The sequence below is a fragment of the Candidatus Accumulibacter necessarius genome (assembly GCF_036625085.1).
The window spans coordinates 32943-53393 of sequence record NZ_JAZKUM010000016.1 but is presented as its reverse complement, the minus strand read 5'-3'; the positions used below and the strand labels follow the sequence as shown (position 1 = coordinate 53393).

Sequence of the window (20451 nt, the reverse complement as noted above, 5' to 3'; positions counted from 1 at the left end):
AAGCTGAGCGCGATCCTGGCCGGGCAAACGGCCATCTGTCCCTTTCGCGGCGGCCGCCCCCGATCGCTCATCCCTCCTGCAGCCGTCTTTGTGACACACTCTGAAGAAAATGAGAAAACCGTACATCGTCGGCATCGATCTCGGCACCAGCAATACGGTCGTCGCCTACAGCGCGCCCGGCAAGCAGCAGGTCGAACTGTTCGAAATCGAGCAACTGGTCGGTCCCGGCCAGGTTGCGGCGCGACCGCTGCTGCCTTCGGTGCGTTACCATCCGGCCGCCGGCGAGATCAGCCCGGGTGATCTGCAACTGCCGTGGGCACGGCGGCGGAAGGCGAGCCGCTGGTCACCGGCCGCCTGGCGCTCGACCTCGGGGCACAGGTTCCCGGTCGGCTGGTGGCCAGCGCCAAGAGCTGGCTGTCGCACGCCGCGGTCGACCGCCTGGCGCCGATCCTGCCCTGGGGCGCCGAAGACGAGGTCGCCAAGGTCTCGCCGGTCGGCGCCAGCGCCAGCTATCTGGCGCATGTCCGCGCCGCCTGGCTGCACCGTTTTCCGAAAGCGCCGCTCGAGCAGCAGCAGGTGATCCTGACCGTTCCCGCCTCCTTCGACGAAGGCGCCCGCGCGCTGACGCTGGCCGCCGCACGCAGGCCGGCCTGCCCAATCTGCGCCTGCTCGAAGAACCGCAGGCAGCGTTCTACGACTGGCTGTTCCGTCATCAGCAGCAACTCGCCGGGGAACTCGTCGGAAACACGACTGCTGCTGGTCTGCGACGTCGGCGGCGGCACCACCGACCTGACGCTGATCCAGGTGGCGATCACCGACGGCGAGCCGGTACTCACCCGCATCGGCGTCGGCGATCACCTGATGCTCGGTGGCGACAACATGGACCTCGCGCTCGCCCATCTCGTCGAGTCGCGGCTGCCAGCCAGCGAAGGCCGTCTGTCGGCGGCGCGCTTTTCGCAACTGACGGCGCGCTGCCGCGCCGCCAAGGAACAGTTGCTGACGACGGGCGCACCGGAGGCCGTATTGCTGACGCTGCTGGGTGGCGGCGCGCGGCTGATCGGCGGCGCCCGCACGGTCGAACTGCAGCGCGATGAAGTCGCGGCAGGTCCTCGTCGATGGCTTCTTTCCGCGCGTCGCCCCCGATGAACCGCTGCAGCAGCGGCGGGCCGCAATCGTCGAGTTCGGCCTGCCCTACCCGGCCGACCCGGCGATCACCCGCCATGTCGCCGCCTTCCTCCGACGACACGCGCAGCAGCGCGCCAGGCGCTGGCCGACACCGGCGAGCGGCAGGAGAGGCCGCCTGCCGGTTCCCGATACGCTGCTGCTCAATGGCGGAGTTTTTCGTGCCGATGCCCTCGCCGAGCGCCTGCAGCAAACCCTCGCCAGTTGGCGCGGCGCAGCGCTGCGGGTTCTGCACAACGAGAATCCCGATGTCGCCGTCGCGCGTGGGGCGGTCGCTTACGCGCTCGTTCGCCAGGGTCACGGGCGACGAATCGGTGGCGGCTCGGCGCGCAGCTACTTTCTGGTGCTCGAGGAGCAAGCGCAGCCGCGGCGCGGCATCTGCCTGCTGCCGCGCGGCAGCGAGGAAGGGCACGAAATCCCGCTGCCCGAGCGACGCTTCAGTTTGCGCCTGGGGCAACCGGTGCGCTTCCACCTGGCGTCGTCGGTGGCCGATACGAGTTACCTCCCGGGCCAGATCGCGACGCTTGACGAAGACGAATTCGTCCGCCTGCCGCCGATCGCCACCGTCGTCCAGGCGCCGGCCGGCAGCAGCCAGCGCGAGGTGCGGGTGCAACTGACCACCTCGATGACCGAAGTCGGCACCCTCGAGCTGCACTGCGTCAGCAGCGAGGATGCCGCTCGCCGCTGGTTGCTCGAGTTCCAGTTGCGCGGCGAGGGCGCCAGCGAAGCGCTGGCATCGCCGACTCTGCCGGCACGCTTTGCCGACGCCGTGCAGTGGGTCGAACGTATCTTCGGATCCAGCTCGCAGCCGGTGGACAGCAAGGAGGTCCGGCGCCTGCGTGGTCAGCTCGAGCATCTGCTCGGCAAGCGCGACGAATGGGAGATGCCCGTGCTGCGCGCGCTCTTCGACGCCCTGATGCAGCGCGCACGGCGTCGGCGGCGCTCGCCGGAGCACGAACGGCTGTGGCTCAACCTCGCCGGCTTCTGCCTCCGCCCGGGTCTCGGCGATGCGCTCGATGAGTGGCGGATAGAACAGCTGTGCGAGATTCTTCCGCAGGGGATCCAGTACGTCAACGAAAGCCAGAACTGGTCGGAATGGTGGACGCTCTGGCGGCGCGCCGCCGGTGGCCTGCCGCCCCGCATCCAGGAAAAACTCCTCGCCGAACTCGCTCCCTGGTTGCGCAGCGAGCCGACGAAAACCCGCAGCCGCCTGCCAGCAGCCATTGCCGGCAGCCACGACGACATGCTGCGGCTGGTCGCCTCACTCGAAAGGCTGCCGATCGAGCGCAAGGTCGAGGTCGGCGACTGGCTGCTCGAGCGGCTGCGCAAGGCTTCGGAGAAGCCGCTTGGCTGGTGGGCGCTCGGCCGCCTCGGCGCGCGCCAGTCGCTCTACGGCAGCGCCCACCAGGTGGTACCGCCCGAGGTCGCCTGCCGCTGGCTGGAAGCCGTGCTCGCGAGCGACTGGAAGAAGGTCGAGCCGGCCGCTTTCGCTGCCACGCAGATCGCCCGCCTGACCGGCGACCGCACGCGCGACCTGCCGGAAGACGCGCGCGAAGCGACGCTGGCCCGCCTGGCAACGATCAACGCCAGCGCCAGCTGGGTCGCCCAGGTAAGGACCGTGATCGAACTCGACAAGGCCGATGAACGCCGTGCGTTTGGCGAGTCCCTGCCGGCCGGGCTGCGGCTGATCGGCGAAAACAGGGCATCGTAAACAGCCCGCTCTGTCCTCCCTTGTGAGACACTATCGCGCTGTGGCCGGACACAGGATCACCAGGGTTGCCAAACCCGTGTCGCCCGGCTGGCGCCCCCCGAAGCAGGTGATGATTTTCGAGGAGTGAGCAATGCACGCGCAACGAGGAACCGATCGACGCCAGAGTTCATCCGGGCCACCGGCTGGCATGGCAGAACGCCGCTGCGGCACCGAGCGCCGCACACTTAACGTCACCAGGGAGTCCATCGCCGACGTCGAAACGCGTCTCGCCATGCTCGCCCGTCGCGGCAGACCCAACAGCGACGACAATGGTTCCGGCTGGGACAAGCTGATCATTCCTGTCGACTGATTTCCAGGCGGGGCTGCCCCGGAGCCGGGACTGCCGTCCACCAGCCTCGCTGGCCCCAGGCGGCGGACGCGCTGTCCGCCAATCGGGCACCCACCCGGAGAGCCGCCAGTCAGGCACCGGGATGCCAGTCCTCACGTTCCCTGGGTCCCGGGAGGCAAGGGCTTGCGCAATGGACTGACGACCGCCGGCATCTGCAGATCGCCGCGTCGCTCGAAGGGCACAGTGCCGATCCCGGAGAGGTTGATGACGGCCGACGATCCGGTAGTCGATACGCTCGCGGCCACCCTTCTGCAACTCGCGCAACTGTTTCAGCGCGCTCCCCAGGGTGCTGGTGGCCATCACCTCGAGTACCGCTTCGCCGAAACGCGGGACGGTCACGCCCTTGTCCGACAGGCCGGTAATGAATGGCTGTCCGTTGAATTCGACTTCGACACTGAGGCCGTTGATCCGCAATTCCACATCGTTGGGGTTCTGGACGCGCAACTTGAGAATGAAGCGTTGTTCGAACACGCCGACCTGCACCAGTTTCAGGCCGGCCACGCTGACTTCGGGCTTCTGCGACAGGCCGCCAAGACCGGCACAAGCGCTCAACAAGGCAATCGACAGGATGACCAGACCTCGTCTCACCGGCTTTGCCTCCCAGCTTCGAGAACCCGCAACAGGGTTGCCGTGTCGGACGACCCCCAGCCCATGGCCATCAAGGCATTGAGCTGCTGGCCAACCTGGCCGGAAACCGGCAGCGGCACGCCGAGACGATGCGCTTCGGCGATCACGATGCGGCGTAGTCCTTGTGATGCAGGCGTGCTTCGACGCCGGCGTCAAAGTCGCGCTCAACCATTTTCCTGCCCATCACTTCGAGCACCCGGCTGCCGGCCGAGCCACCGGCCAGTGCCTGCCGCACCCTGGCCGGATCGGCACCGGCCGCACGACTGAAGTGCAGCGCCTCGGCAACCGCCTGAATGGCGGCGACCATCACCATCTGATTGCACGCCTTGGCCACCTGCCCGGCGCCGCTGTCACCGACATGCACGATCTTCCTGCCCAGCAGTCGAGGAGCGGCCGCACGCGCTCGAGCACCGCCGCCTGGCCGCCGACCATGATCGCCAGCGTCGCGGCGATGGCGCCCTGCTCACCGCCGGAAACCGGCGCATCGAGCATGTCGACGCCGTGCAGCGACAGACGCTGCGCCAGCGAGCGCGCCATTTCCGGCGCGATGGTGCTCATGTCGACCAGGATCGAGCCGGCGGCAAACCCTTCGGCCAGGCCGTCCGCGCCGAAGGTCACCTGCTCGACGTCGGATCCGGCGGTAATGACCGTGAACACCACCTCGGAACGCCGGGCGACCGCCGCCGCGCTGCCACAGCTGACAACGCGCCGGCTTCGAGCAAGGGCCGGCATGATGCCGAGTGCCGCGCCCAGACCGCCACCTGATGCCCGGCGCGCAGCAGATGCAGCGCCATCGGCCGGCCCATCACGCCGAGGCCGATGAAGCCAAGCTGCATCAGTTCTCTCCACGCCGACAGACAGGCGCTCGAGCAGCTTGAGAATGGCAATCGAATCCTCCTCGCCGAGACCCGAGCCGACCATCGCGTTGTACATCTGGGCCGTCGCCGCCGACACTGGCAGGCACAGGCCCAGCTCGTGCGCGCTCTGCATGACGATGTTCATGTCCTTCTGATGCATCCAGGACTTGAAGCCGGGCTTGAAGTTGCGGTCGAGCATGCGCTGGCCGTGATTCTCGAGAATCTTCGAATAGGCGAAACCGCCGAGCAGCGCCTCGCGCACCCGGGCCGGGTCGACCCCGCTTTTGGCCGCGAAGTTGAGCGCCTCGGCAACGGTCAGCACGCCGACCCCGGTGACGATCTGGTTGGCCGCCTTGGCCACCTGCCCGGCACCCGAATCGCCGACATGCACGATGTTCTTGCCCATGCAGGCAAAAGCCGGGCGCGCGGTCGCGAAAGCGGCCTCGCTGCCGCCGACCATGATCGACAGCGTCCCGGCAACCGCGCCCACCTCGCCACCGGAAACCGGGGCATCGAGGAAATCGATGCCTTTGTCAAGCAGGCGGGCGGCGATGTCGCGCGCGGCTGCCGGCCGGATCGTGCTCATGTCGACGGCCACCTGCCCGGCCCTGCCGGCGCTCGCCACCCCCTGCTCGCCGAGCATCACCTGTTCGACATCGGGCGCATCGGCGACCATCGAGATCACCAAATCAACCACCGCCGCCAGCGCAGCCGGACTCGCCGCAGCAACCGCGCCGGCGTCGAGCAGGGGTTGCATCGACTCCGCACGGCGCGCCCAGACCGTGATCGGGTGGCCACCGCGCAACAGGTTCAGCGCCATCGGGCGCCCCATGATACCCAGACCGATGAATCCGATTTTCATTGCTCTTCCCCTCGCCGCAGCGTGACAATCAAGCGTCGGAGTGTACCTTGCCACAGCGCCCCAAGTCGATGACATCATGCGGCCGGCGGTCGCCGACGAAACCGCCCGCCGGACTTTGTTCAAGGGCTTCCGGTTATCATCGGCATCTTTCGCTGCAGAGGGTTCATCGCATGGGATCAGCCGATAATGACCGGGCAACAAACCCGCCTGTCGGTGCGTGGACGGTTTTCCTGGTCTTCCTTCGCCTGGGACTGACGTCGTTCGGCGGGCCGATTGCACACCTCGGATACTTCCGCGACGAGTTTGTCACTCGCCGGCGCTGGCTCGGTGAGCGCAGCTACGCCGACCTGGTTGCCCTCTGCCAATTCCTGCCCGGCCCCGCCAGCAGTCAGGTGGGCATGGCGATCGGGCTGTCGCGCGCCGGGTTCCCCGGCGCTCTGGCGGCCTGGGCAGGATTCACCCTCCCCTCGGCGATCGCCCTGATCCTCTTCGCCATCGGCGTTGCGAGCTGGGGCAACGCCCTGCCCGCCGGTGCGCTGCACGGTTTGAAGGTCGTCGCCGTGGCGGTCGTCGCGCAGGCGGTATGGGGCATGGCGTGCAATCTGTGCACTGACAGCACGCGCGTCACAATCGCCGCAGTCGCTGCCTGCGTGACTCTGCTCTGGCCGACCACCTGGGGACAGGTGGGCATGATCACCGGCGCGGCCGTCGTCGGCTGGCTCGTGTTCAAACCCGTCCAGGATGCAAGCCACGATCCATTGCCGATTGCCGTCAATCGTCGCCTGGCGGCCGCGCTGCTGGTACTTTTCGCTGTCCTGCTGATCGCTCTGCCGATTCTTCTCCGCATCTGGCCGAGCCAGGCCCTGGCGCTGACTGACGCCTTTTTCCGCGCCGGCGCGCTGGTCTTTGGCGGCGGACACGTCGTGCTGCCGCTTCTGCAGGCCGAGGTCGTGCCCAGCGGTTGGCTGACAAACGAAACCTTCCTGGCCGGCTATGGTGCCGCACAGGCCGTGCCCGGCCCGCTGTTCACCTTTGCCGCGTTCCTCGGGGCATCGATTAATACCGCGCCCAGTGGCTGGATTGGCGGCCTGCTCTGTCTTGTCGCCATCTTCATCCCCTCGTTCCTTCTTGTCGCCGGGGTGCTGCCCTTCTGGGAACAGCTGCGCCGCAGCGTTCGCACCCAGGCCGCGCTCGCCGGCGTCAATGCGGCGGTCGTCGGCCTGCTCCTCGCGGCCCTGTATCAACCGGTGTGGACCAGTGCCATCTTCCGGCCGGAGGATTTCGGCCTGGCGCTGCTGGCCTTCGTTGCCCTGATGTTCTGGAAGCTGCCGCCCTGGCTGGTCGTCCTGGCGACCGGCCTGGCCGGATGGCTGATCAGCGTCGTCCGCTGAAGCACCCGCCGCTGCACCACCGGGCGCTCGCGGGTGCGCCGAGCGACCGGTCGGCTTCCGGGTCGGTTTTCAGCCGATCACCGTGACCACCACCCGGCGCCGATGCGATATCGTCCGGTGCTCCCAGAGATAGATCCCCTGCCAGGTTCCGAGGCGCATCTCGCCGTTGCCGACAGGCACCGTCAACGAAGAACCGGCGATGATGTTCCGCCCGTGCGCCGCCATGTCGTCGTCGCCCTCGTTGTCGTGGTGATAGGCCGGATCGCCGTCGGGCGCCCAGCGGGCGGCGAGGGTTTCCAGATCCCGACGCACCGACGGATCGGCGTTCTCGGTCAGCACCACCGAGCAGCTGGTATGCTGGACAAAGACGTTGACCAGACCGATCGCAACCCCTGCCGCGCGAACAATCCGCGCCACCTCGTCGGTGATCTCGATCGTGCCGCGACCGCGACTATGAACGTCAAGCGTTTGCTGATAAGCCATGGGTCGCTCCTTTGCCGGTCGCCTAGAAGGCCGACCCCGGCGTCTTGAGAAATTCGAGTTCGGCCGCCGTCGACTGGCGACCGAGAATGGCATTGCGGTGCGGGTAGCGCCCGAAGCGCTCGATGATCGCCTGGTGGCGACGTTCGAAGTCGAGGTTTCGCTCCATGCCCTCGGCCGCGAACAGCGTGACCGCCAAGGCGTGGATCAGGGCCGACTCGCTGTGCATGTACGGGAGATAGAGAAAAGCTCGCCGCCCCGGATCGAGGACGCGGTCCAGGCCGGCGGCAACCGCTTCCTGGGCAAGCACCAGGGCCATGCCGTCGGCGGCAAAAGCCTCGGGACGATCGCGGAAGAGGTTTCGCGAGAACTGGTCGAGGACAATGATCTCGGCCAGCCGACCATCGGCCGCAGCGGCACCCCGGCGCCAGTCGTACAACTCGCCGCGCACCGCTGCGGCATGCAGCGCGCCGAAACGTGTCTCGACCACGCGGTCGAAAACGTCCGATTTCGCCCACCATTGCGCGGGGCTCGTCTCCTCGAACCAGAAGCCAAGAACGTCCGCAGGTGTCATCGAAACGCTCTTTCCGTCGCGCCGCAGACGGCGGACATCGTCAAACTCGCCATCATCACTGTTCGATGACCCGCGCTCGCAGCAGTTTCACTGCGCCCCGCCTGACCTTGCTATCAACGCGCCGCACCTGCGATGCGCGGGTCGCCTTGGTCGCCCGCCGTGGCACCGGCGTGAAGGCGGCCTGGGCAATCAGCTCGCGCAGGCGGACCAGCGCGTCGACGCGATTGCGCTCGAGGCTGCGATGCGCCTGCGCCTTGATGATCACGACCCCATCGGCACTGATGCGCTGATCGCGGCGCTGCAGCAGGCGCGCCTTGAGTTCCTCACGCAGCGACGAGGCAGGGATGTCGAAGCGCAGGTGAATGGCGTTCGATACCTTGTTGACGTTCTGGCCACCCGCCCCCTGCGCGCGAATGGCGGTCAACTCGACCTCGTCCTCACGCAGCTCGATTCTTGGCGAAAACACAGGCATCGGCGACTATTCCTTGATGTCCGACGGTGCGCCGACGCCCAGCTCACGCCAGCCGGCGTGGCCCAGTTCCCTGAGGGTTTGCATGTTGCGCTCGTAGATCGCAGCAGCCTCGGGGAAAGCGGCCACCGCGCGGTCGAGGCTGGCCTCGCGCAGCAGGTGCAGGGTCGGGAAGGGCGAGCGGTTGGTAAAGTTGGTGATGTCGTCCACTTCGCTGTCGGCAAACACGTAATCCGGGTGAAAACTGGCGACCTGCAGCACGCCCTGCAGCCGCTGCGTCCGCAGCACCACCTCGACGAGATCGAGAAAGCGCACGAAGTCAGTGAACGCAATGAGCGCCATGGGGTGGATCAGCAGCGTCGTATCGACCTCCTCGGGCGGTGCCGCAAGCAGGACCTGCAGCTCGCGCTCGAGATCGCCGAGCAACTCCTCCTCATCCTGCGCATCGCTCACCACGTAGCGCACCAGCCCCTTGCCATGAACGCCCTTGGCAAAGGGACAGAGGTTGAGGCCGATCACGGCCCGCTGCAGCCATAGGCGAGTGGCGGCGATGACTTGATCGTGGCTGGGCGTCGTCTTGTCGGCGGTCATGGTCCGGAAATCCGGCGGATCTGGCGGTGGGGCGGCTCTAGCGGTGGGGCGGCTCTGGCGGTTGAGCGGCGATGATCACCAGTGTAGCGACTAGCGCCGCCGGAGGCAAAGCACGGCAGAGACGCCTGCGGCCGTGCCGCCCCGCCGGTCGAACCCGGCGGGCTGGGTTTACAATGCGCCATCTGTCTCGGGAGGGAGTCATGGAAAGTGTTGCAGCGGTCGTCATCGGTGCCGGTGTGGTCGGGCTGGCCTGCGCCCGCGCGCTCGCACGGCGAGGTATCGAGACGGTCATTCTCGAGCGCAACGACACCTTCGGCAGCGAAACCAGCGCCCGCAGCAGCGAGGTCATCCACGCCGGTCTCTACTACCCCTCGGGATCGCTCAAGGCAGCGCTGTGTGTGGCCGGCCGCCGGCAGCTCTACGACTTCTGCAGCACCCACGGCGTCAGCCACCGGCGCTGTGGCAAGCTCATCGTCGCCACCAGCGCCGCGCAGGAGGGCAAGCAACTGGCCCTGCAGCAGCAGGGCCAGCTAAACGGAGTTGACGACCTGCGCTTGCTGAGTGCCGCCGAAGCGCGCGCCCTCGAACCCGAGCTGGCGTGCACCGCGGCCCTGCTTTCACCGTCCACAGGGATCATCGACAGCCATGGGCTGATGCTGGCACTGCTCGGCGACGCCGAGCGCGATGGCGCTTCCCTGGCTCTGCGCTGTCCGCTGCAACGTGGCTCGATCGAACCGGCCGGCTTCATCCTGGAAAGCGGCGGCGGCGAAAGCCTGCGCTTCCGGACGGCGATGCTGATCAACGCCGCCGGTCTCTGGGCCCCGGAAGTCGCCGCCTCGCTCGCCGGCTTTCCGGCCGGCCGGATACCGGCAGCTCATCACGCCAAGGGCAACTACTACGCGCTCGCCGGTCGCTCGCCTTTCTCGCGGCTGGTCTATCCGCTGCCTGAAACGGGCGGCCTGGGCGTGCACCTGACCCTTGATCTGGGCGGGCAGGCCCGTTTCGGCCCGGACGTCGAGTGGCTGCCGGAGCCCACCCCGGGGCGGCCACTCGGTCGCCTCGATTACCACGTCGACCCGGCGCGCGCCCGGGCCTTCTACGCCGAGATCCGCCGCTACTGGCCAGGGCTGCCTGACGCGGCGCTGGCGCCGGCCTACGCCGGCATCCGCCCGAAACTCTGCGGCCGTTCGGACCCGCCCGCCGACTTCCTGATCCAGGGCCCGGCGCAACATGGCATTGCCGGCCTGGTCAACCTCTTCGGCATCGAGTCGCCGGGCTTGACCGCGTCGCTGGCGATCGCCGACTATGTCGCCGCAGAACTGCAGGCCAACTGACCCGATGCGCGCGGTACTTCAACATCACCATCCTGCTTCATCCGTTTGACTTCGTGAAACGGCAGACACTTGCCGGATCGCTGTCGCCCCGGTAACGCCCCGAAATTCCTGACCCGCAGCACGTACTGCCGGGCCAACCGGCTGATCGCCGGCAAACCGGTCCTGCTGGCAAACGAGTCCGACGCGGTTCTCCGTCCCACACCGCCTGGCGCCGGGACCTCGGGGCAAGGACGGTATCGCATCCAAGATCTCTAGCGAGAACCGGAACGGATGCGAGGCTCCCGATGGGTTGATGTCGCCGGGACCGTCTCCAGGTGTCGACCTTTCTTACACGCAGGCGCCACGCAGCCTCAAGAAAACTCACCATCCCCTTTTAATTGAACGGGTTGGCTTACATGGCACGGAGCGTGCTTTGATCATTGTGTGCGCGGCAGCGTGCAGGTTTTTCAGGTTAGGCTTGGCAAGAGCCATTCACAGTTCAAGAAAGGAAAAAAATGAAATCAATAGTCCGCAAGGGTCTGGCAGTCGCAGGAGTGGTTGCCGGATTGACAGCAGGATCGGCCAACGCATCTCTGATCATCGGGGGTGACGCCGTGGACAAGGCTTCCGCCGATAGCATCGTCGACATCGTGTTCGTGATCGATACCAGCGGCAGCATGTCCGACGACATTGCCGCCATTGGCACCGCAGCGACAGCTGCGGTCAGGAACCTTAGCTGCAAGGACATCGACTGCTACGTGCGTGCACGTTTCATGGGCATCACCGGCAATTCGGGGGCGGTGTTCAACGAGAACGTAGCCTCATACGTGACAGGCAAGGGACAAACGCCGGTAAGCAACAGTTCAGAGGACAACGGTCCGGCGGTCACGGACCTCGTCGCACATTATGAGTGGAACAATGACGCCGTCGGTGCTCAGAAGTACTTCAAGGGCATTGTCACAATCGGCGACGAGGGTACCGAGAACGGCGAACCCGTGAACGCAGCGGATTACACGGCTGCCAAAGTGGCAAACGACGCCGCTATCGCCAAGAACGTGTTCCTGATCTCCTGGGTGACCGACGACCCCTATGCGGGCGTCGAGGATCTGTTCAAGGCGATGGCGATTGGTGGAACGGTCGGTGGAACCAGCTATGGCGACACCGGCGGGGCGTATCTGAAATTGGGCAGCGGAGACAATGTTCAGAAGGCGATCGAGGACATCATCTGCTTCGTGGCCGGCGGTGGCGACAACGAGGTACCGGAGCCCGGATCGCTGGCGCTTCTTGGTCTTGGCTTTGCTGGCCTGGCGGCAATGCGGCGTCGCAGGTCGACGTAAGGATTCCAGGATTGTGGTCAGACAAGCCCCGCGAGCGCGGGGCTTGTAGCTTCCGTTGGGCACCCGGCAAGCCGGCGGCAGACACGTTTTTCCTGATCCAGGGCCCGGCGCAACATGGCATTGCCGGCCTGGTCAACCTCTTCGGCATCGAATCGCCGGGGTTAACCACGTCGCTGGCGATCGCCGACCACGTCGCCGCAGAGCTGCAGGCCAACTGACCCGATGCGCGCGGTACTCGATACCAACATCGTGATCGATCTGCTGCACTTCGCGGATCCGCAGACGCTGGCGCTGCAGCAGGCCATAGCGCGCGGCACCCTGCACTGCTTTACCGACCACCCCTGTCTCGCCGAACTGCAGCGCGTCTGTACCTATCCGCAGTTCGGTCTCGACGCGGCAGCACAGGGCGTGCTGCTGGACGGTTACGCCAGTTTCGTTACCCACTGCGAACCCGACGCGGTCGAGGATTACCCGCTGCCCCGCTGCCGCGACGCCGACGACCAGAAGTTCCTGATCCTCGGCATGCGCTGCCGGGCCGACCTGCTGATCACCCGCGACCGCAGGCTGCTGCAACTCGCCCGCCAGCGCCGCCTGCCGCTCCCCTTCGTGATAGTCACGGCCAGCGCGGCCAGCGGCCTGATTGCTGAAAGCCCGACCGCTGCGATCGCCTGAACGCCCTGCCCGCCGGTCAGCGCAATACGCTCGGGACCCTGCAGGACGCTCGCCTGTCGCGCCAGACCGTGCTCACCACGGCAGCACACCCGCACGGCGTCAGATGCGGAAGCCGCCGGCGCAGACCAGGAGTTCGCCGGAGACGTAATTGGCCTCGGGATAGCACAGCATCACGATGGCCCCGGCCGCCTCTTCGGGGGTGCCGCCGCGACCGAGCGGCACCATGGCTTCCATTTGCCGGAGCAGGTCGGGATTGACGCCGCCCTTGATCTGCCGGCCTTCGATTTCCAGCGTCGCGTTGCCACCGGCAGGGGCACTGGTCAAGCGGGTATTGATCAGGCCGAAGGCGACGCAATTCACATTCACCCGGTAGCGGCCCCATTCCTTGGCCAGCGTCCGCGTCAGGCCGACGATCCCGGCCTTGGCCGCGGCATAATTGACTTGGCCCGCATTGCCGCCGATGCCGGCAATCGACGAGACGTTGACCACCTTCCGGAAATTCTCCTGCCCGGCCTCGCTCTCCTGCTTCGCTGCCGTGCGGATGAAGTCGGCTGCCGCGCGCAGAATCCGGAAAGGGGCAGTCAGATGCACATCGAGCATCGCTTGCCATTGCTCGTCGGTCATCTTCTGGACGACGTTGTCCCAGGTGTAGCCGGCATTGTTGACGATGATATCGAGCCCGCCGAACTCACCGAGCGCGGTCTGCACGAAGCGCCCGGCAAAGTCGTGCGAGGTCACGCTGCCGACGCAGGCCACCGCCCGCCCGCTGTCAGCGCCGATGTCGGCGACGGTCTGCTCGGCCGGCCCCGCGTCGAGATCATTGACGACCACGCGTGCGCCTTCCCGGGCCAGCTTGAGCGCCACTTCCCGCCCGATGCCCCGCCCCGAACCGCTGACGATGGCCACTTTTCCCGCGAGCTTTCCCATTCGTGTTTCCCCTTGTTGTCAGTCAAACCTGCCAGGGTTTGCCCATCCGGACTCCTGACCCGAGCAAGGATCTGGCGGCCGGCTGGCGCACCATGAAAAAGGGCCGCAACAGCGGCCCCTTGGCGAGCACAGCTTACCTGGGCGGCTCGACTCCGCGCAGAACCGCAAACCGCGTGGCAATTTGCCGCGCCCACTTGTCGAAGGCGTCCCGCGCGTACGACCAGCTCTGGAAGGAACTCATGTAGCCCTTGACCCAGGTATTGGTAGCCCCGGCCGCGCCTGCGTCGACATCGGCAGCATACTTCCTCCCGATCTGCGTGTCGGCGCATTCGGCCAGCACGACACCGCTGGCGCCGTCGAGAAACTGCATTTCGATACCGGTCTCGCCGAGATACGGTGTGGACCCCGCCGGTCTGCCGGTCGCCACCCCGGAACCTGCCTCGGCCACGAAGCCGTACGGGATCGCGGTCCCGACGAGGCTGCGGCTGACCTGCGTTGGCACCAGATCGGTCAGCGCTATGCGCAAGACGATCACCCCTGGCCCAGGCTCATTGACGATCTGCATCTGCGGCTTCAATTCCTTGACCAGCGCGCCGTGAAAGTAGTCGACCAGGGACTTGAGATCCGTCGGGTCGACACCCTCCTGCTGATCGGCCTTGATGGTCACCAGAATGCGGTTGATCAGCACCTTGTTGTAACGCTTCAGGTCTAGTTCCGGCTTCCGCCAGCACAGCGCACCGTCACCGCCGGGCGCAAGCGTCAGGCGACCGTAGTCGCTGAGGAAGCCTGTGCGGGTGATGCGCGCCGGATCGCTGGCCGTGACAGTGGTCGACGGGCCGGTGAGATCGGCGCAACCGCCCAGCAGCAGGGCGGCGGCGATACCCAGGCTGCCAGCCACCCGCCGCGTCCTGTTCAAGCGCATCGTCGCCACGCCATTCTTCCGAACACAAAACCCATCTGTTGCAGTCATCATTGCCTCTCCCTGTTGGAGTTGATCATTTTACGCCATCGAGCAGGCCACGTCTTTTGCGTGGCGTCATGGCCGGTGAAAAACAGGTACAGCCTCTCAGTCGGAAACCACTGTCGTCGCCGCTTCCCCCTCGGCGCGCACCTTGATGACACCGATGACCACGGCCGGCTCGCCCGCCTCGCGCAGGACCTGGACCGCCTGCTGCGCATTCTCGCGCGCGACGACGACGACCATGCCGATGCCGCAATTGAAAACACGGTGCATTTCGCTGTCGGCCACGCTGCCTTCGCGCTGCAACCAGTCGAACAGTTTCGGGCGCGGCCAGGCTGCCTGCACGATCTCGGCCCTGACCGCCGGCGGCAGGATGCGCGGCACGTTGCCGGTGAGGCCGCCGCCGGTGATGTGGGCCATGCCCTTGACCGGCAGCGACTGCATCAGCGCCAACAGAGGCTTGACATAGATTCGCGTCGGCGCCAGGACGGCTTCGGCAAGCGTGGTTTCGCCGTCGAAGGCCTGCGCCAGATCCGGCTGCGAGCGGGCAACGATCTTGCGTATCAGCGAGTAGCCGTTGGCGTGGGCGCCCGATGACGGCAGGCCAAGCAGGACGTCACCCGGGACGATCGTTGAGCCGTCGATGATCGCCGACTTCTCGACGACGCCGACGGCAAAACCGGCAAGGTCGTACTCACCCGCCGGATACATGCCGGGCATCTCGGCCGTCTCACCGCCGATCAGTGCGCAGCCGGCAAGTTCGCAGCCCCTGGCGATGCCCTTGACGACATCGGCGGCGGTATCGACGTCGAGCTTGCCGCAGGCGAAGTAGTCGAGGAAGAACAGCGGTTCGGCGCCTTGCACCAGGATGTCGTTGACGCTCATGGCCACCAGATCGATGCCGATGGTGTCATGCCGCTGCAGCTCGAAAGCCAGCTTGAGTTTGGTGCCAACCCCGTCGGTACCCGAAACCAGTACCGGCTCGCGGTAGTTTCGCGGTACTTCGAACAGCGCGCCAAACCCGCCAATGCCACCGAGCACGCCCGGACGAATGGTCTTGCGGGCGAAGGGCTTGATTCGTTCGACCAGTTGATCGCCGGCGTCGATGTCGACACCCGCATCGCGATAGGAGAGAGATTCCTGAGTCATCTTGTAGGGTGTCCCGAGCAAGGCTGCCAGATGCTGCGCAGTGGTAGAATGCACGACTTCGATCGTCTGAACCCCGAATCTTATCCGAAATGGCCCTTCCGCGTGCTGACCGCCCGCATACGCCGCAACTCGAAACAGCCCCGATGCGGCAGTTGATCCTTGACCTGCTGCCGGCGGATCCGCCCAGCTTCGACAATTTTGTCACCGGCAGCAACGCGGAAGCGCTGACCGGTCTGGCGGCGTGGCTGGCACCGACGAACCGCGAGTCCGTGTTTTTTGTCTGGGGTGAAGCGGGAGCCGGCAAGACGCATCTGCTGCAGGCGTGTCCGGCAGCGTACTGCGATGCGCGGCTGGATCCGCAACTGTCCGCGCTGGCGCTGGCGCAGGATGTCTACGCCGTGGACCACCTTGAGGCGCTGGTCGACGGTGGGCAGATCGTCCTCTTCAACCTGATCAATCGCCTGCGTGGCGGCGGCGGCCGTCTGCTCGCCGCAGCCGACGAGCCCCCCTCGCGACTGACGCTGCGCGAGGATCTGCGCACCCGCCTGGGGAGCGGTCTGGTTTACCGCCTGCACCCGCTGAGCGACGCCGAGAAGCTGGCGGCACTCGCCGAGCAGGCGAGGACGAGGGGCCTGGTCCTGCCGCCGGAGGCCTTCAGCTACCTCTTTTCGCGTGCACCACGCGACATGCGCAACCTGGCTGCCTTGCTCCTGGCCATCGACCGTTACTCGCTCGAACACAAGCGTCCGATCACCCTGCCGCTACTGCGCGAGGTTCTGCAAACCTCCCTGAACATCTGAGACCTGTCTGAAAGCAAAGAATGGATCTGGCCCTCTTCGACCTCGACAACACCCTGATCGCTGGTGACAGCGACTTTGAATGGGCGCAGTTCCTGATCGGCAAGGGAATTCTCGACCGCGCCCTGTACGAAGCGAGAAATATCGAGTTCTACGAGCAATACAAGGCGGGCACCCTCGATATCGATGTCTTTCTGGATTTCCAGTTGCAGCCCTTGTCGCGCTTCCCGCGCGCAGAGCTTGACACCTGGCAGCGCGAATTCCTGTCGCGGCACATCGTGCCGTTGATCGGCGCCAAGGCCCGGGCGCTGGTTCGCGAGCATCTCGATGGCGGCGCCCTGTGCGCCATCGTTACGGCAACCAACAGCTTCGTGACCGGACCGATCGTGCGCGAGTTCGGAATCGCCCATCTGATCGCCACTATCCCGGCGCAGGACAATGGCCAATTCACCGGTCAGCCACGCGGCATACCGTCCTTCCGCGAAGGCAAGATCGTCCGCGTCGAGGCCTGGCTCGAAGCCATGGGGTTGTGGTGGAGCAGCTTCGAGCGCAGTTGGTTCTACAGCGACTCTCAGAACGACCTGCCCCTGCTGTCCAGGGTCAGTCACCCGGTGGTCGTGGACCCCGACCCTACCCTGCGCGCCCACGCCACCGCTGCCGGCTGGCCGATCCTGAGTCTGCTCGGGTGAGCGCATTGGCAATCACCTGCCATTGGCCGGTGGAATATCCGCTATCATGCCCCCGCAATAGCGCAATCTGAGCAGGACAAGAGCCACAAGCAATGATCCGCAAGTTCATCTCCCGCGTCCTCGGACGCAACAATGCCGGCAAGCACGGCCAACCGGCGGTCATTGGCGTGGCCCAGCACGGCCTGCAGCGTGACGACATCAGCCGTGGCTGCCAACGCACCGTCGCAACCCTGCAGGAAAACGGCTACCAGGCCTATATCGTCGGCGGTGCCGTGCGCGATCTGCTGGCCGGCCTGACGCCGAAGGATTTCGACGTTGCCACCAATGCCACACCGGAACAGGTGCGCCACTGCTTCCGCCGTTCGCGCATCATCGGCCGCCGCTTCCAGATCGTGCACGTCAACATGGGGGCGGAAACGATCGAGGTGACCACTTTCCGCGGCCACCACGGAGAGCAGAGCGGCAACAAGGCGCAGACTGACGAACAGGGCCGCGTGCTGCGCGACAACGTCTTCGGCAGCCAGGCGGAAGATGCGGCGCGCCGGGATTTCACGGTCAACGCCCTGTACTACGATCCGACCTCCGAGACCATCGTCGATTACCATCATGGCGTTGCCGACCTGCAACAGAAAACCCTGCGCATGATCGGCGACCCGAAGACGCGCTACCGCGAGGATCCGGTGCGCATGCTGCGAGCAGTCCGCCTGGCCGCCAAGCTGAGCCTGTCGATCGATCCCGAGGCACGGCGGCCAATCCGTGAAATGGGCAGTCTGATCGAGAACGTGCCGCCTTCTCGCCTGTTCGACGAAATGCTCAAGCTGCTCACCTCCGGCCACGCCGTGCGCTGCGTTACGCGGCTGCGCGAGGAGGGGCTGCACCACGGGCTGCTGCCACTGCTAGACGTGATTCTCGACCAGGCGCTCGGCGAACGCTTCGTCATGCTGGCGCTGGAGACCACCGATCGTCGGGTGCGCGAAGGCAGGCCGATCTCGCCTGGCTTCCTTTTTGCCACCCTGCTCTGGCACGAGGTACTGGCCAAGTGGGAGCCGCTCAAGGCCAGCGGTGAGCCGGCAATCCCGGCGCTGTTCGTGGCGATGGACGAAGTCCTCGATGTGCAGGCCGAAAAACTCGCGATCACCCGGCGCATAGCCGGTGACATCAAGGATATCTGGGCCCTGCAGCCACGCTTCGAACAACGGTCGGGCAAGCGGCCCTACGGCGTCCTGCAGCAGCCGCGTTTCAAGGCCGGCTACGATTTCCTGCTGCTCCGTGTCGAGTCCGGCGAGATCGAGCGCGAGGTCGGCGAGTGGTGGACGGATTTTCTGCACGCCAGTGACGAGGCACGCGCCGCGATGCTGCTGCCGCAAGCACCCGGGGCGGCGAAGAAACGTCGCCGCCGTCGCCGGCCAACGGCAGACGCTGGACAGAACAGCAGCCTCCCGGAATGAATCGTCGAGGCTGGCCCGCGAGTTCTCCCGGCCACGAGCCCGACGGCAATCGCCGGCCCGGCCTGACCGCCCGATCGCCGGCTGAGCCGGTTGCCGCGGGCGGTTGCGGCGCGAGCAGCGCCCGATGCCGCCGCCGGGCCCGGCGTGTCTAGCCGCAACCACCTTGCTTTCGTCGCATTGGGCGCCAATCTCGCCGAACCGGTGGCACAGGTGCGTGCGGCGGGCGTGGCGCTGGCCGAGTTGCCGGGGTCGCACCTGCTGCGGCTCTCGTCGCTCTATCGCACGGCACCAGTAGGCATTCGTGGCCAGCCTGACTTCATCAACGCCGTTGCCGCTCTCGAAACAGTCCTCGAGCCCCGGCAACTGCTCGACGCGCTGTTTGTCGTCGAGCGTCGCTTTGGTCGTCGGCGCGAATTTCACCACGCACCGCGCACCCTCGATCTCGACCTGCTGCTCTACGACGAATGCGAAATCGACAGCCCGCAACTCAGCCTGCCGCACCCGCGCCTGCACCTGCGCGCCTTCGTCATCGCTCCCTTGCTCGAGATTGAACCGCTTTGCCGTATCCCAGGGCGCGGCAGCGCGGCCGCCTGGCTACCGGCAGTCAGCCAGCAAAGGATCGAAAAGCTTTGTGAATAGCAAATCTTCCCCCGCGGCCGGCCGGGAAGCCGATACCCGGCGCGCAGCCGGGCACCGGGTGAAAGGGAGAAGGTGGCAAAGCCCTGCCCACATGCCGGCAATCCTTGTCGTTTCGTCTTTTTTCTCTCGCGACGCTGCGCAAAAATGACCATCTGCGGGCTGCTCTGTGTATCCTAGGCGCCGATTGGCTACCTTGGTGCGTCTTGCACCGCGCGCCCGGCCTGAGCGGCCGATTGCCACGGAGGAAACGGGATGATTTTCGGGGGTAGGGAAAGGATACGCAACCTGGAACGGCGGGTCGGCGAGCTGGAGGGGCAGAAAGCACTGCTGCAGGATCAGCTCGCCTCGGCGCAGGCACAGCACGCGCAATCGCTGCAGAGTTCGGAGTTGGCGGCAAGACAGATTGCCGAACTGCAGCGCCTGTTTGCTGCCTTCCGGTCGTATCGGCAATCGCTGAGCGAGTCGCGGCAGAGCCTCCTCGCGCAGGCTGAGCGGCTACGCAGCGAGAAGAGCTTTGCTGCTGCCGACCTGGCTGCGAAGAGCCGTAGCTCGGTAGACGCGATCAGCCATGAGTTGAACAATCTCGCGCGGGACTCGCGGCAAGCCCTGGACAAGGTGGTCAGTCTGCAAGGCAGTGCCCAGAAGATCGGTGGCATTGTCCACCTGATCAAGGAAATCGCGGACCAGACCAATCTCCTGGCGCTCAACGCGGCAATCGAGGCCGCCCGCGCCGGCGAGGCTGGCCGCGGTTTTGCCGTGGTCGCCGACGAGGTCCGCAAGCTGGCCGACCGAACGACCCATGCCACCAGCGACATTTCTCAACTGGTCACCACCATCCAGGGCGAAACCATCTCGGCCCAGAGCAGCATCGGCAACCTTGCCGAGCAGTCCGATTCATTCAGCGAGCAGGGCCGTCAGGCGTCGTCGACGATTGGTGGCATCAGCGCGCTGGCACAGCAAATGGAGCGAACCGTTGGCGTCGCCGCGCTGCGCAGCTTCATCGAACTGGCCAAGATTGACCATCTGCTCTTCAAGCTCGATGTCTACCAGGTGTTCATGGGTACCTCGGAAGCCAGCGCCGGAGACCTCGCCACACCTACCGGCTGCCATCTGGGGAAATGGTATTACGAAGGTGAGGGCAAGACCTGCTTCTCGCCACTTGACGGTTACCGGACGCTGGAAGGATCCCATCTCGAGATTCATCGGCAGGGTCGCATGGCGGTCGAGTCGTATCGTGCGGGTAATGTCTCGGCCGGCCTGGATGCCGTCGAGCAGATGGAAGCCGCCAGCACGAACGTGCTGCAGTGTCTTGAGCGAATGGCACTGGACGGCGCTGCCAAACCCGACGTCCTTTTCCTCCAACGCTGATTCGCCACCACCAGCCGCT

General features: G+C 66.0%; 17 protein-coding genes and 5 pseudogenes. 12 read left to right on the top strand and 10 right to left on the bottom strand.

The window, feature by feature from the left end; genetic code table 11:
* Nucleotides 1–109: 109 nt before the first annotated feature.
* Nucleotides 110–2893: pseudogene (locus V5B44_RS25825) on the top strand (Hsp70 family protein).
* Between the two features lie 166 nt (nucleotides 2894–3059).
* Here V5B44_RS25825 and V5B44_RS25820 read toward each other — a convergent pair.
* The 3 genes and pseudogenes from V5B44_RS25820 to V5B44_RS25810 all read right to left on the bottom strand — a co-directional run.
* Nucleotides 3060–3869, bottom strand: a complete 810-nt coding sequence (locus tag V5B44_RS25820) for an LEA type 2 family protein (protein ID WP_332362175.1) — start codon at nucleotides 3867–3869, stop codon at nucleotides 3060–3062.
* Nucleotides 3866–4744: pseudogene (locus V5B44_RS25815) on the bottom strand (NAD(P)-dependent oxidoreductase). The gene V5B44_RS25820 and the pseudogene V5B44_RS25815 overlap by 4 nt, the downstream one beginning before the upstream one ends.
* Nucleotides 4745–4757: 13 nt before the next feature.
* Nucleotides 4758–5627 (bottom strand): annotated as a pseudogene (locus tag V5B44_RS25810) (NAD(P)-dependent oxidoreductase); the annotation flags it as partial.
* 170 nt (nucleotides 5628–5797) lie between these two features.
* Between V5B44_RS25810 and chrA the strand changes: the two are divergent.
* Nucleotides 5798–7018 (top strand): chromate efflux transporter, encoded by a 1221-nt coding sequence (gene chrA / locus V5B44_RS25805; RefSeq protein ID WP_332362172.1) that lies wholly within the window; start codon nucleotides 5798–5800, stop codon nucleotides 7016–7018.
* A 69-nt stretch (nucleotides 7019–7087) separates the two neighbouring features.
* Here the strand turns inward: chrA and V5B44_RS25800 are convergent, their stop codons facing one another.
* The 4 genes from V5B44_RS25800 to V5B44_RS25785 are packed head-to-tail and all read right to left on the bottom strand — an operon-like array spanning nucleotide 7088 to nucleotide 9132.
* The gene (locus V5B44_RS25800; RefSeq protein ID WP_332362170.1) at nucleotides 7088–7501 is read right to left on the bottom strand and encodes a secondary thiamine-phosphate synthase enzyme YjbQ; all 414 of its coding nucleotides are present in this window, start codon (nucleotides 7499–7501) and stop codon (nucleotides 7088–7090) included.
* Between the two features lie 22 nt (nucleotides 7502–7523).
* Complete coding sequence (locus tag V5B44_RS25795; protein ID WP_332362168.1) at nucleotides 7524–8072, bottom strand: DUF924 family protein; 549 nt, start codon at nucleotides 8070–8072, stop codon at nucleotides 7524–7526.
* 55 nt (nucleotides 8073–8127) lie between these two features.
* The gene (gene arfB / locus V5B44_RS25790; RefSeq protein WP_332362166.1) at nucleotides 8128–8544 is read right to left on the bottom strand and encodes an alternative ribosome rescue aminoacyl-tRNA hydrolase ArfB; all 417 of its coding nucleotides are present in this window, start codon (nucleotides 8542–8544) and stop codon (nucleotides 8128–8130) included.
* 6 nt (nucleotides 8545–8550) lie between these two features.
* On the bottom strand, nucleotides 8551–9132 hold the full coding sequence (locus V5B44_RS25785; RefSeq protein ID WP_332362164.1) for a DUF1415 domain-containing protein: 582 nt from the start codon (nucleotides 9130–9132) through the stop codon (nucleotides 8551–8553).
* A gap of 200 nt (nucleotides 9133–9332) precedes the next feature.
* On the opposite strand from V5B44_RS25785, the gene V5B44_RS25780 reads away from it, so the two are divergent.
* From V5B44_RS25780 to V5B44_RS25765, 4 genes and pseudogenes are all read left to right on the top strand, one after another.
* Nucleotides 9333–10466, top strand: a complete 1134-nt coding sequence (locus V5B44_RS25780) for an NAD(P)/FAD-dependent oxidoreductase (protein WP_332362162.1) — start codon at nucleotides 9333–9335, stop codon at nucleotides 10464–10466.
* A 494-nt stretch (nucleotides 10467–10960) separates the two neighbouring features.
* Complete coding sequence (locus tag V5B44_RS25775) at nucleotides 10961–11782, top strand: PEP-CTERM sorting domain-containing protein (protein ID WP_332362160.1); 822 nt, start codon at nucleotides 10961–10963, stop codon at nucleotides 11780–11782.
* A 62-nt stretch (nucleotides 11783–11844) separates the two neighbouring features.
* A pseudogene (locus tag V5B44_RS25770) lies at nucleotides 11845–12000 on the top strand (FAD-dependent oxidoreductase); the annotation flags it as partial.
* A gap of 4 nt (nucleotides 12001–12004) precedes the next feature.
* Nucleotides 12005–12454, top strand: a complete 450-nt coding sequence (locus V5B44_RS25765; RefSeq protein ID WP_332362158.1) for a putative toxin-antitoxin system toxin component, PIN family — start codon at nucleotides 12005–12007, stop codon at nucleotides 12452–12454.
* 99 nt (nucleotides 12455–12553) lie between these two features.
* On the opposite strand, the gene V5B44_RS25760 is transcribed toward V5B44_RS25765, so the two are convergent.
* From V5B44_RS25760 to purM, 3 genes are all read right to left on the bottom strand, one after another.
* On the bottom strand, nucleotides 12554–13381 hold the full coding sequence (locus V5B44_RS25760) for an SDR family NAD(P)-dependent oxidoreductase (protein WP_332362156.1): 828 nt from the start codon (nucleotides 13379–13381) through the stop codon (nucleotides 12554–12556).
* Between the two features lie 133 nt (nucleotides 13382–13514).
* Nucleotides 13515–14354, bottom strand: coding sequence for a DUF3313 domain-containing protein (locus V5B44_RS25755; RefSeq protein ID WP_332362154.1), 840 nt, complete (start codon nucleotides 14352–14354; stop codon nucleotides 13515–13517).
* Nucleotides 14355–14447: 93 nt separating this feature from the next.
* A complete protein-coding gene (gene purM, locus V5B44_RS25750; protein ID WP_332362203.1) occupies nucleotides 14448–15491 on the bottom strand; it encodes a phosphoribosylformylglycinamidine cyclo-ligase in 1044 nt (347 codons plus the stop codon).
* Nucleotides 15492–15634: 143 nt separating this feature from the next.
* On the opposite strand from purM, the gene hda reads away from it, so the two are divergent.
* From hda to V5B44_RS26940, 6 genes and pseudogenes are all read left to right on the top strand, one after another.
* Nucleotides 15635–16291: a DnaA regulatory inactivator Hda gene (gene hda, locus V5B44_RS25745; protein WP_332362152.1), complete on the top strand. Its 657-nt coding sequence runs from the start codon at nucleotides 15635–15637 to the stop codon at nucleotides 16289–16291.
* A gap of 20 nt (nucleotides 16292–16311) precedes the next feature.
* Nucleotides 16312–16977 carry an HAD family hydrolase gene (locus tag V5B44_RS25740; RefSeq protein ID WP_332362150.1) on the top strand — a complete coding sequence of 222 codons (666 nt, stop codon included), beginning with the start codon at nucleotides 16312–16314 and terminating at the stop codon, nucleotides 16975–16977.
* Nucleotides 16978–17069: 92 nt separating this feature from the next.
* A complete protein-coding gene (gene pcnB / locus V5B44_RS25735) occupies nucleotides 17070–18425 on the top strand; it encodes a polynucleotide adenylyltransferase PcnB (protein ID WP_332362148.1) in 1356 nt (451 codons plus the stop codon).
* 144 nt (nucleotides 18426–18569) lie between these two features.
* On the top strand, nucleotides 18570–19064 hold the full coding sequence (gene folK / locus V5B44_RS25730; protein ID WP_332362146.1) for a 2-amino-4-hydroxy-6-hydroxymethyldihydropteridine diphosphokinase: 495 nt from the start codon (nucleotides 18570–18572) through the stop codon (nucleotides 19062–19064).
* 252 nt (nucleotides 19065–19316) lie between these two features.
* Nucleotides 19317–19979, top strand: a pseudogene (locus V5B44_RS26945) (methyl-accepting chemotaxis protein); the annotation flags it as partial.
* Between the two features lie 45 nt (nucleotides 19980–20024).
* A complete protein-coding gene (locus V5B44_RS26940; protein ID WP_434735531.1) occupies nucleotides 20025–20432 on the top strand; it encodes a CZB domain-containing protein in 408 nt (135 codons plus the stop codon).
* Nucleotides 20433–20451 lie beyond the last annotated feature (19 nt).